The sequence below is a fragment of the Azospirillum ramasamyi genome (assembly GCF_003233655.1).
GTDB lineage: Bacteria > Pseudomonadota > Alphaproteobacteria > Azospirillales > Azospirillaceae > Azospirillum > Azospirillum ramasamyi.
The window spans coordinates 215,001-229,246 of sequence record NZ_CP029829.1; the positions used below are offsets into that span (position 1 = coordinate 215,001).

Here is a 14,246-nt window from a genome sequence, read left to right on the forward strand (position 1 = left end):
GGATAGGTGGGAGGCTTGGAAGCCCGGGCGCCAGCCCGGGTGGAGCCAACCTTGAAATACCACCCTTGAAGTCTCTGGCATCTAACCGTGGCCCGTGATCCGGGTCCGGGACCCTGCATGGCGGGTAGTTTGACTGGGGCGGTCGCCTCCCAAAGTGTAACGGAGGCGCGCGATGGTGGGCTCAGAGCGGTCGGAAATCGCTCGTCGAGTGCAATGGCATAAGCCCGCCTGACTGCAAGACTGACAAGTCGAGCAGAGACGAAAGTCGGCCATAGTGATCCGGTGGCTCCACGTGGACGGGCCATCGCTCAACGGATAAAAGGTACGCCGGGGATAACAGGCTGATGACTCCCAAGAGTCCATATCGACGGAGTCGTTTGGCACCTCGATGTCGGCTCATCACATCCTGGGGCTGGAGCAGGTCCCAAGGGTTCGGCTGTTCGCCGATTAAAGTGGTACGTGAGCTGGGTTTAGAACGTCGTGAGACAGTTCGGTCCCTATCTGCCGTGGGTGTCGGAGTTTTGCGAGGATCTGTCCCTAGTACGAGAGGACCGGGATGGACATACCTCTGGTGCACCGGTTGTCACGCCAGTGGCATGGCCGGGTAGCTAAGTATGGACGGGATAACCGCTGAAAGCATCTAAGCGGGAAACCCACCTCTAAACCAGAGCTCCCTTGAGAGCCGTGACAGACCATCACGTCGATAGGAGGCATGTGGACGGGCGGCAACGCCTGAAGCTAAGCCTTACTAATCGCTCGATCGGCTTGATCTCGACCCCACACAAACCGCGCCATGCGCAGCAGCAAGCCTGCTTGACGCACGCACCGCAGTTCGATACATCCTCGCCCTCACTTGCACTGAACCCGCGATATGCTTTGGGAAAAGCGTCGGTCTTGAGCCTTGGTGACCTGGTGGTCATGGCGAGGTGTCAAACACCCGATCCCATCCCGAACTCGGCCGTGAAAAGCCTCCGCGCCAATGGTACTGCGTCTTAAGACGTGGGAGAGTAGGTCGCCGCCAGGTCACTCAGGCTCAAGAGACGCCATAACCAAAGCAAATCCGCAGGCATCGGCACGACATCCATCACCCCATATCGAGACATCCGCGGGGTGGAGCAGCCCGGTAGCTCGTCAGGCTCATAACCTGAAGGCCGCAGGTTCAAATCCTGCCCCCGCAACCAACGACACCAGACGCCCCGGTTCGAAAGAGCCGGGGCGTTCGTGCGTTTGGGCCTTGCCCATCTGAGCGGCGCCTTCGCAGACCGCCAGCACGCCGGCCAACTGTACGCCTCCGGTGAGCGCCGCCTTGGCAAAGCAGGGGGCGACGTCTGAGATTTGCGGTACGCCTCCGGTGAGCGCCGCCTTGGCAAAGCAGGGGGCGACGTCTGAGATTTGCGTGGCGCGTCATTGCGCGGACGCAAACGAGTTGCAAACGTCATGGCTTACCAGCGGGTCGAGGTTCTGACGGGGACGGAGCGGCGGCGGAATTACACGCCGGCGGAGAAGGTCCGAATGGTCGAGGAGGCGTTCCGCCCCGGCGTGGTGGTGACGGAAGCGGCCCGCCGGCTGGGCGTGCACGAAAGTCTGCTATACCGCTGGCGAGGGCTGATGCAGGCGAGCGGGAGCGCGGTGGCCGAACCGTCCAGCTTCGTCGCAGTGACCATCACGCCGGAGCCGACCGTAACAGAACCGCCGGTCTTGGAGCCCCCTGAACCATTGCCGCCTCCAGCGGGTCCGACCACGAGCCCGGCGATCCTCGAGGTCATCCTGCCCGGCGGGGCACGCCTGCGTCTGGAAGGGCCGGTCGATCCGGCTCTGGCGGCGGCCGTCGTCGGTGCCCTGGCATGATCCCGGTGCCGAGTGGCGTGCGGGTGTGGCTGGCCAGCGGACACACCGACATGCGCAAAGGCTGGGCGAGTTTGGCGCTGCTGGTGCAGGAACGCTTCGCCCAAGACCCGCACAGCGGCCATCTCTTCATCTTCCGCGGGCGCCGCGGCGATCTGGTGAAGATCATCTGGTATGACGGCCAGGGCAGTTGCCTGTTCATGAAGAGGCTGGAGCGGGGCCGCTTCATCTGGCCCACGCCGGCGGACGGCGCGGTGTCGATCTCGGTTGGGCAGATGGGCTATCTGCTCGAGGGCATCGACTGGCGCAACCCGCAGAAGACTTGGCGCCCCGAGGCCGCGGGGTGACTGCGACACGGTGAATCGACGCACCGGTTCAGGGGTGATTGTGGCGGCTCAACGGCGCGTTCCCAGGTAAACTGGCGCCATGACCGCCGCCCCGCTCCCCTCCACCTCGGCCGACGACGTCGCCAACTTGCGCGCTGCCTTGGCGCAGGCCGAGGCGCGGGCGGACGCCGCGGAAGCCGACGCGGCCCAGGCCAGGGCAATGGCCTCCAACACCGAGGCGCTGATCGCCGGCCTGAAGCTGGAAATCGAGAAACTCCGGCGCGAGCTCTACGGCACGCGCTCCGAGCGCAAGGCGCGTCTGCTGGACCAGTTGGAGTTCCAGCTCGAAGAGCTGGAAGCGACGGCCAGCGAGGACGAACTGGCGGCCGAGCAGGCCGCTGCCAAAACCACCGCGGTGGCGGCCTTTACCCGCAAACGGCCATCACGCCAACCCTTCCCCGACCACCTGCCGCGCGAGCGCGTCGTTGTGCCGGCACCGGCGAGCTGCCCGTGCTGCGGCTCGGACAAGCTGTGCAAGCTGGGCGAGACGATCACCGAGACGCTGGAGGTGATCCCGCGCCAGTGGAAGGTGATCCAGACGGTGCGGGAACGGTTCTCCTGCCGGGCCTGCGAGACGATCAGCCAGCCGCCGGCGCCGTTCCACGCCACCCCACGGGGCTGGGCCGGCCCCAACCTGCTGGCCACCCTCCTGTTCGAGAAGTTCGGCCAGCATCAGCCGCTGAACCGGCAGGCCGAACGCTTTGCGCGCGAGGGCGTGCCGCTCAGCCTGTCCACCCTGGCCGACCAGGTGGGCGCCGCCGCCGCGGTGCTGAAGCCGCTGCACGACCTGATCGCTTCGCATGTGATGGCGGCGGATCGGCTGCATGGAGACGACACGCCCGTGCCCGTGCTGGCCAAAGGCAAGACCGACACCGGGCGGCTGTGGGTGTATGTGCGTGATGACCGGCCGTTTGCCGGCCAAGCCCCACCGGCAGCGCTGTTCCACTATTCGCGAGACCGCAAGGGCGAGCATCCCGAACGGCACCTGGCCGGCTTCACGGGCTGGCTGCAGGCCGATGCGTTCGCCGGCTATAACCGGCTGTACGAACCTGAGCGCCGACCGGGGCCGATCAGCGCCGCACTGTGCTGGGCGCATGCCCGGCGCGGCTTCTTCAAGCTGGCCGACATCGCCGCGAACACCAGACGCGGCAAGGATGCCCCGCCGATCTCACCGCTGGCGCTGGAGGCCGTGACCCACATCGACGCCCTCTTCGATCTCGAGCGCGCCCTGAACGGCAAGCCCGCGGCCGAGCGGCTGGCGGCCCGCCAGGAGCACGGCGTCGCCCTGGTGGCCACGCTGGAGAACTGGATGCGGACGGAGCGCGCCCGGCTCTCCCGCCATGCCCCCGTGGCCAAGGCGATGGACTACATGCTGACGCGCTGGGACGGCTTCACGCGCTTCCTCGGCGACGGCCGGCTGTGTCTCACGAACAACGCCGCCGAACGCGGCCTGCGCGGGATCGCCCTGGGCAGAAAGGCGTGGCTGTTCTGCGGCTCCGATCGCGGCGGGCAGCGGGCGGCGATCATGTACGGCCTGATCACCACCGCCAAGCTCAACGAAGTTGACCCGCAGGCGTGGCTGGCCGACGTGCTGGCCCGCATCGCCGACCTGCCGCAGAACCGCCTGCCCGAACTGCTGCCCTGGAACTGGAAGGCAATCTGACTGCGGCACTCACCGGATGCGTACGGCCAACTCGCCGTGCAGGTCGGCGTCCAACCTGGTCCCGGCAGTCAGCAACCCGGCAGCGCTCCGCGATGTCCGGCATCGATCGGACGGTGCGGACCGCATCGGTCAGCGTCGGCGCATGATCAACCATTCTCCGGCGGCGCAGGCCACGAGTATGACGGCGCCGAGGGCGAGCGCGCTGGGTTGCTCGCGGCCGAGGCTGATGGCGGAGCCGAGCAGCACGCAGCCCATTGAGGCCGCTCCGAGGATGATGAACAGGCGTCGCCCGCCCGCCTCGCGGCGGAGGCGCCAATGCGCCGCGAACACGGCAATATAGGCCATCAGGAAGAACATTCCGGCAAGGCTGGCGATCGCGCTCAACGGAAAGGCGACGACAAGGATCAGGGCCGCGGCGACCGAGCAGGAAAAGCCGAGCGGCGCGTGCAGGATTATACGGCCGAAGGCGCGGGGAAGCGTGCCCTGCCGGCCAAGCTCGGCATTCAGGTTGAGAATGCTGAACAGGGTCGCGTTGGTGGCCGACGCCGTCGCGAGCAATCCCCCGAAGGTCACGATGATGTAGCCGGCCTGTCCCAATGCCGGGCGGGCCGCCACGGCAACGGCCGAGTCGGTATAACGCCTGAGCTGATCCATCGATACATTGCCGAGAACTACCGCAGCGAGCGCCAGATAGAAGAAGGTCACCAGGGCGATCGCGATGAAGATGGCCCGTGGCATGGTCTTCTGCGGCTCCGCCACGCTTGCCGATGCATTCGCCATCATGCCGAATCCGGCATAGGCAAAGAAGGTCAGCCCGATGCTCGACATCAGCGTCGCCCAACCGACATCCGGCGTCTTCATCAGAAGCTGCGGATCGAACCTGCCCAGGCTCGCGCCGATGAGCAGCACGAGCACGCCGAGCTTGGTGGCGACGAGCGCGATTTCGATGCGCCCGACCGTGCCGGCCCCCGCCAGGTTGATGCCGGCGACGGCGAGCACCATGAGCACCGTCAGGACGTTGGCGGCCAGGGAGCCGGGCGGCATGCCGAAGACCAACTGGGCTGCGTAGGCACCGAAGCTCTTGCCCACCACCGCGACCGAAACGATCAGCGTCACGAGGTAGACGAGCGACACGCTCCGTGCGAACAGACTTCCGGGAAATGCCTCGGCCAGATAGTCGATCAGCCCTCCCCGCCTGGGATAGCGCGCCGCCAGCCGTGCGAACGAGCCGCCTGAGAGCAGCGCGATGACGCCCCCCACCAGGAAGCTCAGAAGGACATCCTTGCCGGCGATCAGCGTCGCCTGTCCGAGCAGGGCGAAAATGCCGGCGCCGATCATCGATCCGATGCCCAGCGCCACCACGCCCCACATGCTCATCACCGGCGGCATCTGCGGCGGCATCCGTTGCGCCTTGGCTCCGGCCGCTGCCGCCGTCTGCCGATATGCCTTCCAGAGACGCGGTCGTGCAATGGCAGACCTCCCTTGGCGTGGTCCTGCACAAGAGCTTCGGGCCGGGTCAGGCTTTTCGCGGCTGGAAGAGGTTGCAGCCGAGTTCCTTTGCCACGGCGGCAACGGCGACCAGACCGCGGACGCTGTTGCCAGCGGGATTCAGGGGCGGCGAAAAGGCCGCGATCGCCAACTCTCCGGGAACGACCGCGAGCACACCGCCGCCGACGCCGCTCTTGCCCGGCAGGCCGACGTCGTAAGCCCAATCGCCGGACGCCGTGTAGAGCCCCTCCATGGCCATTTCCGCGAGGATGGGCGCCGTGTTCCGGGCGTCGATCACCCGCTGCCCGGTGACCGGATTGACGCCGCCGGCGGCGAGCGTCGCCCCCATCGTCGCCAGATCGGCCGCCGTCACCAGCGTCGAGCACTGGCGTGTGTAGATGTCGACGGCCATCATCGGGTCGCTGTAGCAGGTGCCGGCGCTGCACAGCAGCCACGCGATGGCCCTGTTGTGGAAGTTTGTCGTTTGCTCGGAACGGTTCACCTCGTCGCTGAGCGCGATCCCGCGGCCGGCGAAGCGGCTCTGGCAATCGAGGATGGCGGCCCAGCGGGCATCGGCGCTGTCGCCGGGCACGAGGCTGACCGTCGCGATGGCCCCGGCGTTGACGAGCGGCGAAAGCGGCCTGCCCCTGTGCAGTTCGAGCGCGATGACCGAATTGAAGGGCAGGCCGGTGGGGTCGGCGCCGACCTTGTCATGGACGCCGTCGATGCCGATCGCCTCCATGACGAGCGCCAGGGTGAAGACCTTCGAAATGGATTCGATGGCGAAGGCGAAATCGGCGTCACCGGTCTTGAACAGTTGACCATCGGCGGTGACCACGGCCAACCCGAACAGCCCGGAGGGCACCGAGGCCAGGAACGGAATGTAGTCGGCGTTCTTGCCACCCTTCGCGGCGGTCCCGGCGGCATACCCCGCCTGCAGCGCCTTTTCGATGGTATCCCGGGTGAAGGGCATGTCCATTGCCTCCAAGTAAGGTGCCCGGCGCCGGCCCTCGGGCCGCACCGCCGGCCATACCGTCAATGTTCGGGGTCAATGTTCGGGATGCGTGCCTTGCATCGCCGTCCGCACGCCCGGCGCGCGGCCGTCCCTCTGCCAATTGAAGGGTTCGAAATCCGCCGTGCCCTCCCTCGTCTGCCAATGCGGTTTGCGCAGCGCGTAGATGATCAGGGGGATGGCAACGAAGACGATGTTGCCTGCGATCAGGATCCAGACATAGGTGCTCGGGCTGCCGACGGCGATCTGCGACGGCGGAACGAAGCTCAGCACGAATGCGATGAGCGAGCCGAGGAAGCCCACGCCGGCGAACAGCCACATGCCGAACCCGCCGAACGGCACCCGGTAGGGGCGCGGCGTCTCCGGTTCGCTGTAGCGCAGGCGGATCGCGGCCGCAAACATCAGCAGATACATGATGAGGTAGAGGGTCACGGTCAGCTGGCTCAGGATCTGATAGGCGGCCTGGACCGAAGGCAGGACGACGAACATGACCGACAGGAAGGTGACGATGAGCCCCTGGACGATCAGGATGTGGCTGGGCGCACCGTGCTCGTTGAGCTTCTGGAAGAAGGGCGGCAGATAGCCGGCCCGGCCGACGACCACGAGAGCGCTCGACGGGCCGGCGACCCACACCGTGACGCTGCCCAGCACACCGAAGGCCAGGGCTATGGCGATGATCGGCGACAGCCAGTTCAGGCCGAGAAACGAGAAGAAATCGTTGTAGGAGATCAGCAGGCTCTGGACCAGATTGATCTGGCTGCTCGGGATGATGAAGGCGATGGCCAGTGTGCCCAGGACGAAGATCGCCACGGTGGCGACCGACGAAATCAGGATCGCCAACGGATAATTCCGGGATGGGTTGTCGATCTCCTTGACGTGGATCGCATTCATCTCCATGCCGGCGTAGAAGAGGAAGATGCCGGCGGCCAGGACCAGATTGTTGAAGTTGCTGAAGTCGGGGATAAGATCGCTCCAGGCCATCGTGACTTGCAGCGGCTTGCCGGAGAAGAAATACACGAATCCCAGGACGATCAGGATCGCGGCGGGAATGATCGTGCCGACGATGCCGCCCCATTTCGCGATGGTCGCCGCCGATTTCAGGCCCCGCAACGCCACGAAGGTGGCCACCCAGTACACCGCCAGGACGATGATGATCGTATAGAACTTGTTGGCGGCGAGCGCTGAATCCCATTTGTGATCCGGCCCGATGAAGGCGAGCGCGACCGCGCCGAAGGTCAGGACGGTCGGGAACCAGATCGTCGATTCCACCCAAACGAGAAAAATCGCGAGAAACCCCATGCGGGGTCCGAAGGATTCGCCGACCCAGCGGAACACGCCGCCCTTTTGCGGCCATCCGGTGGCAAGTTCGGCCGCGACAATCGAAACCGGAATGAGGAAGAAGACGGCGGCGAAGATGTAGTAAAAGGCCGACGTCAGCCCATAGGTTGCTTCCGCCGGCAGACCGCGCAGGCTGACGACCGCGGTGATGTTCATCACCGCGAGCGTCATGACGCTAAGCGTGGCCTTCTGTACCGTTCGCGTGCTGCGAGGGGAAGCATGGGAAGCCGGCGTGTCCGCGGTTGGCATGACATCCTCCAGAGATACCAAGTGCAGAGCCCGCGCCCGAAAGCGGATCGCAATCCGCCTTCGGGGCACAGCGGGCCGTATCGATCGGGGCGGGCTCGATCACGTGTGGTGGTACCCGGTTCCTTCCGACGGCTTGATGGCGGGGGGAGGATGGTCGTCGAAGAAGCGGAGCGCGCTTTTGAAATCGCGCATCAGCAGGTCGGCCATGTCCATTTCGAAACCGCGCCGGCACATGATGCGCATGACGACGATGTCGGAGGCCTTGCCGTTGAGCGCGAAGGCCGGCACCTGCCAGCCGTCCCGACGCAGGCGGTCCGACAGGTCGTAGAGCGTGTAGCCGGGGTTGGCGCCTTCCTGGAGACGGAAGCAAATGGCCGGAAGCCCCTTTTCCGGTGTGCCGTCGTGGATGAACTCGTATGGACCGAGCGGGGCGATCTCCTTGGCGAGAAACTGGGCGACGCTGTACGCCGCCGACTGGACCTTGGTGTAGCCCTCGCGTCCGAGCCGCAGAAACTCGTAATATTGCGAAATGACCTGGCCGGCGGGCCGCGAGAAGTTGATCGCGAAGGTGCCGACCTGTCCGCCGAGATAATCGACCTTGAACACCAGGTCTTCGGGCAGCGCCTCGGCATCACGCCAAACCACCCAGCCGCAGCCAAGCGGTGCGAGGCCGTATTTGTGGCCGGAGGCGCTGATCGACTTGACGCGCGGCAGACGAAAATCCCATACGATGTCCGGGGCGCAGAACGGTGCGAGGAAGCCGCCGCTGGCGGCGTCGACATGAATGTCGATGTCCAGCCCCTTGTCCTTCTGCAATTTGTCCAGCGCGTCCTGGAAGGGTTCAGGAAATTCGTAACCGCCGGTGTAGGTGACGCCGAAGGTCGGCACCACGCCGATGGTGTTCTCGTCCACCGCTTCGAGCATTTCCTTGGGAGTCATCAGCAAGCGGCCGGGTTCCATCGGGATTTCGCGGATCTCGACATCCCAGTAGCGGGCGAATTTTTGCCAGCACACCTGCACGGGACCGCACACGAAATTGGGCTTGTCGGTCGGCTTGCCCATCGCCTGCATCTTCTTGCGCCAGCGCCATTTCATGGCCATGCCGCCGAGCATGCAGGCCTCGCTCGAGCCGATCGTGTTGGTGCCGGTGGCGTTGCCCGCGGCAGGCTTCGGCGCATTCCACAGGTCGGCGATCATGTTGACGCAGCGCATGTCGATGGCCGCCGATTGCGGATATTCCTCCTTGTCGATCCAGTTCTTGTTGATCGAAAGATCCATCAACTTATGGACCAGTTGGTCATCCCACGTCTGGCAGAAGGTCGCGAGATTCTGGCGGGCGTTGCCGTCCAGAAACAACTCGTCGTAGATGATCTGGTAGACCGAATTCGCCACCGTTTCGTGGGCGGGAAAGTTCCTCTTCGCCGCAATCTCCTTCAAAGCGGCGCTGCCGAACAACGGGTCGATGAGCCCTTGCGCCAACTGGTTCGCATCGGTCATGACAATCTCCATGGTTGAACTTCACATGCTGGTCCCGGCGCGGCGATGCCGGGAACACGGCGCCGGGAACACGGCGGTCGGCGGCTATGCTCGACAGTCAAGCGAAGTTCAGAACCATTCGATCTTCGATCTTGCCGTGTTCGAGCCTATCAAAGATGTCGCTGATGTATTCCAGCCTCGCCTCAGGTGTTCTGGGCCTCAGGTGTTCTGGGCCTCAGGTGTTCTGGCGGCAGGTGTTCTGGCGGCGGCGCTTGGCCGATGCCGCAAAGGCGGTCACGCCGCGGTGCGTTTCAGCACGACGTCGAAGATCGGCGTCAAGCTGCCGTTCAGCAGTCCAAACGCCCGGCGCAGCCACGATGCCCACCGCGTGCAGGTCGGTGTGACCTACACCGAAAGATTTGGCCTGTGTGAAGAGGTTGCCGGCACCAGAAGAAATAACCGGCGTGCTCCATATCAGCAGAGGTTTTGTGAATTTGCGTACGGCTGCAGCCTTCATTGTTATCTTGAGCATGGGAAATCTCCACGGCTCGTTTTGAAGATAAACCAGCAGGGATGGAGTGTTGAATTTCCAGGCGCCGATATTTCCTCATCACTTCAATCTTAAACCGCAGAAGGCGGCATTCAATAGACAAGGGGCTATAGAATCAGCGTGATTGGTATGTATGCTCCCCATTTCTTTCGTAGTGATTGAGTTTGTCCCTAATTTCCCGGAAGCCGGGTAAGCTTGGTTCGTCCAGGAAGAAGGACGGACCCGGCCGACGGGAAGGCGGTATTCGGCGGGGTTCAAGGCCAAGGTGGCGCTTGAGGCGATCCTTGGCGAGTTGACGGTGCCGCAGCTGTTGGCCGGGGTGTTGGGCCGGCAGGGGCATCGCGCCATTGATGAATCCAACTCATAACCGCATGCGGTCATCAGCCGCTAATGGCCGAGGAGCCACCGGACTATCTATGCTCCACCGGATCGCCCCGGCCCTGGCCGGCGAGGTCCGCCGCTCCGTGTCCGGCTTCAGCCGGCGTGACGGGAACGCCTCATCCATGACATGGGAACCAAGGAGCACCGCGATGACCGTCAAGGCCTATGGCACCTACGCCGCCGACAAGCCCCTCGTGCCGCTGGAGATCACGCGCCGGGAACCCGGTCCGCATGATGTCCGGATCGAGATCGCCTTTTGCGGCGTCTGCCATTCGGACCTGCATCAGGCGCGCGCGGAATGGGCGGGCACGCAATGGCCGTGCGTCCCCGGCCACGAGATCGTGGGGCGCGTGTCGGCGGTCGGCGCGCATGTGTCGGGCTTCAAGGTGGGCGATCTCGTCGGCATCGGCTGCATCGTCGACAGTTGCAGGCACTGCCCGGACTGCGAGGAGGGGCTGGAGAACTATTGCGACGGGATGGTCGGCACCTACAATTCCCCGACGCCGGACGAGCCCGGCCATACGCTGGGCGGCTATTCGCAGCGCATCGTGGTGCACGAGCGCTATGTGCTGCGGATCCGGCATCCGGAAAGCCAGCTCGCCGCGGTGGCGCCGCTGCTGTGCGCCGGCATCACCACCTATTCGCCGCTGAGGCATTGGAAGACCGGTCCGGGGAAGAAGGTGGGCGTGGTCGGCATCGGCGGTCTCGGCCATATGGGCATCAAGCTCGCCCACGCCATGGGCGCGCATGTGGTCGCGTTCACCACCTCGGACTCCAAGCGCGAGGCGGCGCGGGCGCTCGGCGCGGACGAGGTCGTGGTCTCACGCGATCCCGACGCGATGGCCGCCCATGCCAAGAGCTTCGACTTCATCCTGAACACCGTCGCCGCCCCGCATGACCTCGACGCGTTCCTCGTGCTGTTGAAGCGTGACGGGACGATGACGCTTGTGGGCGCGCCGGCCACGCCGCACCCCTCGCCCAACGTGTTCAACCTGATCATGAAGCGCCGGTCGCTGGCCGGTTCGATGATCGGCGGTATCCCCGAGACGCAGGAGATGCTCGATTTCTGCGCGGAGCACGGCATCGTCGCCGACATCGAGATGATCCGCGTCGGCGCGATCAACGAGGCCTATGACCGGATGCTCAAGGGCGACGTGAAGTACCGGTTCGTGATCGACTCCGCCTCCCTGGCCGGCTGATCGCAACGGCCCATGCCGCCCGTCCGGCCCTCATGCGCCCCGGTGGCGCAGCGCGTCGACGAGCAGGGCGAAGGCCGGCGAGGATTGCCGCTGGCTCGGGTAGTAGAGGTGGTAGCCGGACCAGCGGGGGCACCAGTCCTCCAGCACGCGCCGGAGGCGTCCTTCCCCGAGATGCGGCCTTGCCAGATCCTCGGGCACATGGGCCAGCCCGAAGCCGGCCACCGCCGCGTCGAGGATGTGAAAGATGCTGTTGAAGACGAGTTGGCCGTCCACCCGCACCCGCAGTTTGTAGCCGTCCTTCTCGAACTCCCACGCATGGATCCCGCCATGCGTGGGAAGCCGCAACGTGACGCAGGCGTGGCCGATCAGGTCCTGCGGCGTCGCCGGCACCGGGCGCCCGGCGAGATAGGAGGGCGATCCAACCACCGCGAAGCGGATGTCGGGCCCGATCCGCGCCGAGATCATGTCCTTGGCCACCTGCTCGCCGAGGCGCACGCCGGCGTCGTACCGCTCGGCGACGATATCGGACAGGCCGTAGTCGTTGATGAGCTCGACCTTGATGTCCGGGTACGCGCGCAGGAACGGCTGCAGCTTCGGCCAGAGAAGGCCGTCGATGGCGTAATCGGTGGCGGTGATCCGGATGGAGCCGGCCGGCGTGTCCCGGAACTCGCTCAGGGCGTCGAGCTCGGCCGTGATCTCGTCGAGGCGGGGGCCGATGGTCAGCAGCAGGCGCTCGCCGGCCTCCGTCGGGGAGACGCTGCGGGTGGTGCGGGTCAGCAGCCGAATGCCGAGCCGCTCCTCGAGCTGGCGGATGGTATGGCTGAGCGCCGATTGCGAGACGCCGAGCCTGGCGGCCGCCCTGGTGAAGCTCCGCTCCCGCGCGACGGCCAGGAAGGCGATGAGATCGTTGACGTTTTCGCGCGGCATCGATGAGGCCCCTCCATCGGATCGGCCGAGTTCCGGCACTGTACCGGAAACCGGGGCGGCCCCGTTATCGGCCTCCCGCACATCATTCATGAGCGGTATCGATAGGCCCATGCGCGATCCGGCGCCTAATCGCCGGCGCCCGCACCGACCAGATACCCGTTCGACAGCGCCCCGGCGGGCGCGGCGACCGGAGGATCGAAGGCATGAACATCACGCGCGTCGGCTCGCAGCCGTCCACCAAGGGACCGGAAGAGTGGTTCACCGGCACCGTCCGCATCGACCCGCTCTTCCAGGCGAACGCCCCCGCACGCGCGATGGCCGCCAGCGTCACCTTCGAACCCGGCGCCCGCACGGCCTGGCACACCCACCCGTTGGGGCAGACCCTGGTCGTCACGGCCGGCGTCGGCAGGGTGCAGCGGGAGGGAGGCCCGGTCGAGGAGATCCGTCCCGGCGACGTGATCTGGTTCCCTCCCGGCGAGAAGCACTGGCACGGCGCCTCGCCCACCACCTTCATGACGCACATCGCCATCCAGGAGCAGCTCGACGGCAAGACGGTCGACTGGATGGAGAAGGTCACCGACGACGAGTACCGCGGATGAACGGGTCGGATGAACGGGTCGGGTCGGCGTGGCGGATCGGCAAAGGCCCCTCCCGGCCGCGGGATGCAAACGCGTTGCATGGTTTCAAGTGAAACGATATGGTTGGGCCAACCGATCAATTGCGGCCCTGTCGAATGGTGCTTCGGTCGAGGCCGCGCCTGGGGAGAGAAACGGGATGTCCAAGAATTTTGCCTCGCATGCCGACCTGGAGGAAAAGGCGGTCAGCTTCGACCGGCTGTCCGACAATGCCTACGCCTATACGGCGGAGGGCGATCCCAACACCGGCATCGTCATCGGCGACGACGCGGTGATGGTGATCGACACCCAGGCGACGCCGGTGATGGCGCAGGACGTCATCCGCCGCATCCGCGAGGTCACCGACAAGCCGATCCGCCATGTCGTGCTGTCGCATTACCATGCGGTGCGCGTGCTGGGCGCATCCGGCTATGCGCCGGAGCAGATCATCGCCAGCGAGGACACCCGCGACCTGATCGTCGAGCGCGGCGAAGCCGACATGGCGAGCGAGATCGGGCGCTTCCCCCGCCTGTTCCGCGCCGTCGAATCGGTCCCCGGCCTCACCTGGCCGACCATCACCTTCCGCGGCCACATGACGATGTGGCTCGGCTCGCTGGAGGTGCAGTTGCTGCAACTCGGCCGTGGCCACAGCAAGGGCGACACGGTGGTGTGGCTGCCGCAGCAGAAGATCCTGTTCTCGGGCGACCTCGTCGAATACGGCGCCACCCCCTATTGCGGCGATGCCTATTTCACCCATTGGCCGGCGACGCTCGACGCCATCGCCGCGCTGAAGCCGGAAAAGCTGGTGCCCGGCCGCGGCGCCGCCCTGACCACGCCGGAACAGGTGGAGGAGGGGCTGCGCGGCACCCGCGCCTTCACCAGCGAACTGTTCGAGCTGGTGAAGGAGGGCGTCGCCGCCGGCAAGGATCTGCGGGCGATCTACAAGGACACCTACGCCGCGCTGAAGCCGAAATTCGGCCATTGGGTGATCTTCGACCACTGCATGCCCTTCAACGTCACCCGCGCCTATGACGAGGCGACGCAGTATCCCGACCCCCGCATCTGGACCGCCGAGCGCGATCTGGAGATGTGGCGCCAACTGGAAGGCTGACGCCACC

General features: G+C 65.5%; 12 protein-coding genes, 1 tRNA gene and 2 rRNA genes (1 of these 15 only partly in view). 10 read left to right on the plus strand and 5 right to left on the minus strand.

What is annotated here, in order from left to right:
- The 6 genes from DM194_RS00950 to tnpC all read left to right on the plus strand — a co-directional run.
- Positions 1-773: ribosomal RNA gene (locus DM194_RS00950) — 23S ribosomal RNA — on the plus strand; it begins 1,974 nt to the left of the window's first position.
- Positions 774-908: 135 nt separating this feature from the next.
- Positions 909-1,024 (plus strand): 5S ribosomal RNA (gene rrf, locus DM194_RS00955).
- Positions 1,025-1,104: 80 nt separating this feature from the next.
- Positions 1,105-1,181 (plus strand) — tRNA-Met (locus DM194_RS00960).
- 256 nt (positions 1,182-1,437) lie between these two features.
- A complete protein-coding gene (gene tnpA, locus DM194_RS00965; RefSeq protein WP_111065521.1) occupies positions 1,438-1,848 on the plus strand; it encodes an IS66-like element accessory protein TnpA in 411 nt (136 codons plus the stop codon).
- Positions 1,845-2,192: an IS66 family insertion sequence element accessory protein TnpB gene (gene tnpB / locus DM194_RS00970; RefSeq protein ID WP_111065522.1), complete on the plus strand. Its 348-nt coding sequence runs from the start codon at positions 1,845-1,847 to the stop codon at positions 2,190-2,192. Before tnpA ends, tnpB begins: the two co-directional genes overlap by 4 nt.
- 79 nt (positions 2,193-2,271) lie before the next feature.
- Positions 2,272-3,894, plus strand: coding sequence for an IS66 family transposase (tnpC, locus tag DM194_RS00975; protein WP_111065523.1), 1,623 nt, complete (start codon positions 2,272-2,274; stop codon positions 3,892-3,894).
- 129 nt (positions 3,895-4,023) lie between these two features.
- Here tnpC and DM194_RS00980 read toward each other — a convergent pair whose 3' ends face one another.
- From DM194_RS00980 to gad, 4 genes are all read right to left on the minus strand, one after another.
- A complete protein-coding gene (locus tag DM194_RS00980) occupies positions 4,024-5,283 on the minus strand; it encodes an APC family permease (RefSeq protein ID WP_162629944.1) in 1,260 nt (419 codons plus the stop codon).
- Positions 5,284-5,410: 127 nt separating this feature from the next.
- Complete coding sequence (gene glsA / locus DM194_RS00985) at positions 5,411-6,355, minus strand: glutaminase A (RefSeq protein WP_111067646.1); 945 nt, start codon at positions 6,353-6,355, stop codon at positions 5,411-5,413.
- Between the two features lie 75 nt (positions 6,356-6,430).
- Entirely contained in the window at positions 6,431-8,002 is a 1,572-nt protein-coding gene (gene gadC, locus DM194_RS00990) for a glutamine/gamma-aminobutyrate antiporter GadC (RefSeq protein WP_211110595.1), read from the minus strand.
- Between the two features lie 78 nt (positions 8,003-8,080).
- The gene (gene gad / locus DM194_RS00995; protein ID WP_111067648.1) at positions 8,081-9,478 is read right to left on the minus strand and encodes a glutamate decarboxylase; all 1,398 of its coding nucleotides are present in this window, start codon (positions 9,476-9,478) and stop codon (positions 8,081-8,083) included.
- Between the two features lie 10 nt (positions 9,479-9,488).
- Between gad and DM194_RS27955 the strand changes: the two genes are divergently transcribed.
- A complete protein-coding gene (locus DM194_RS27955; RefSeq protein WP_162629945.1) occupies positions 9,489-10,082 on the plus strand; it encodes a hypothetical protein in 594 nt (197 codons plus the stop codon).
- A gap of 455 nt (positions 10,083-10,537) precedes the next feature.
- Complete coding sequence (locus tag DM194_RS01000) at positions 10,538-11,587, plus strand: NAD(P)-dependent alcohol dehydrogenase (protein ID WP_111067650.1); 1,050 nt, start codon at positions 10,538-10,540, stop codon at positions 11,585-11,587.
- A gap of 30 nt (positions 11,588-11,617) precedes the next feature.
- Here the strand turns inward: DM194_RS01000 and DM194_RS01005 are convergent, their stop codons facing one another.
- Positions 11,618-12,514, minus strand: coding sequence for a LysR family transcriptional regulator (locus DM194_RS01005; RefSeq protein WP_111065526.1), 897 nt, complete (start codon positions 12,512-12,514; stop codon positions 11,618-11,620).
- A gap of 203 nt (positions 12,515-12,717) precedes the next feature.
- Between DM194_RS01005 and DM194_RS01010 the strand changes: the two genes are divergently transcribed.
- Both DM194_RS01010 and DM194_RS01015 read left to right on the plus strand, forming a co-directional pair.
- On the plus strand, positions 12,718-13,113 hold the full coding sequence (locus DM194_RS01010; protein WP_111065527.1) for a (R)-mandelonitrile lyase: 396 nt from the start codon (positions 12,718-12,720) through the stop codon (positions 13,111-13,113).
- Positions 13,114-13,288: 175 nt separating this feature from the next.
- A complete protein-coding gene (locus DM194_RS01015) occupies positions 13,289-14,239 on the plus strand; it encodes an MBL fold metallo-hydrolase (RefSeq protein ID WP_111065528.1) in 951 nt (316 codons plus the stop codon).
- Positions 14,240-14,246 lie beyond the last annotated feature (7 nt).

Bases quoted from the DNA above. Each gene is read 5' to 3' on its own strand.
- DM194_RS00980 (WP_162629944.1), bottom strand. From the start codon at position 5,283: ATGCCGCCGGTGATGAGCATGTGGGGCGTGGTGGCGCTGGGCATCGGA.
- DM194_RS01015 (WP_111065528.1), top strand. From the start codon at position 13,289: ATGTCCAAGAATTTTGCCTCGCATGCCGACCTGGAGGAAAAGGCGGTC.
- gad (WP_111067648.1), bottom strand. From the start codon at position 9,478: ATGACCGATGCGAACCAGTTGGCGCAAGGGCTCATCGACCCGTTGTTC.
- DM194_RS01010 (WP_111065527.1), top strand. From the start codon at position 12,718: ATGAACATCACGCGCGTCGGCTCGCAGCCGTCCACCAAGGGACCGGAA.
- glsA (WP_111067646.1), bottom strand. From the start codon at position 6,355: ATGCCCTTCACCCGGGATACCATCGAAAAGGCGCTGCAGGCGGGGTAT.
- DM194_RS01005 (WP_111065526.1), bottom strand. From the start codon at position 12,514: ATGCCGCGCGAAAACGTCAACGATCTCATCGCCTTCCTGGCCGTCGCG.
- tnpA (WP_111065521.1), top strand. From the start codon at position 1,438: ATGGCTTACCAGCGGGTCGAGGTTCTGACGGGGACGGAGCGGCGGCGG.
- DM194_RS01000 (WP_111067650.1), top strand. From the start codon at position 10,538: ATGACCGTCAAGGCCTATGGCACCTACGCCGCCGACAAGCCCCTCGTG.
- DM194_RS27955 (WP_162629945.1), top strand. From the start codon at position 9,489: ATGGTTGAACTTCACATGCTGGTCCCGGCGCGGCGATGCCGGGAACAC.
- tnpB (WP_111065522.1), top strand. From the start codon at position 1,845: ATGATCCCGGTGCCGAGTGGCGTGCGGGTGTGGCTGGCCAGCGGACAC.
- tnpC (WP_111065523.1), top strand. From the start codon at position 2,272: ATGACCGCCGCCCCGCTCCCCTCCACCTCGGCCGACGACGTCGCCAAC.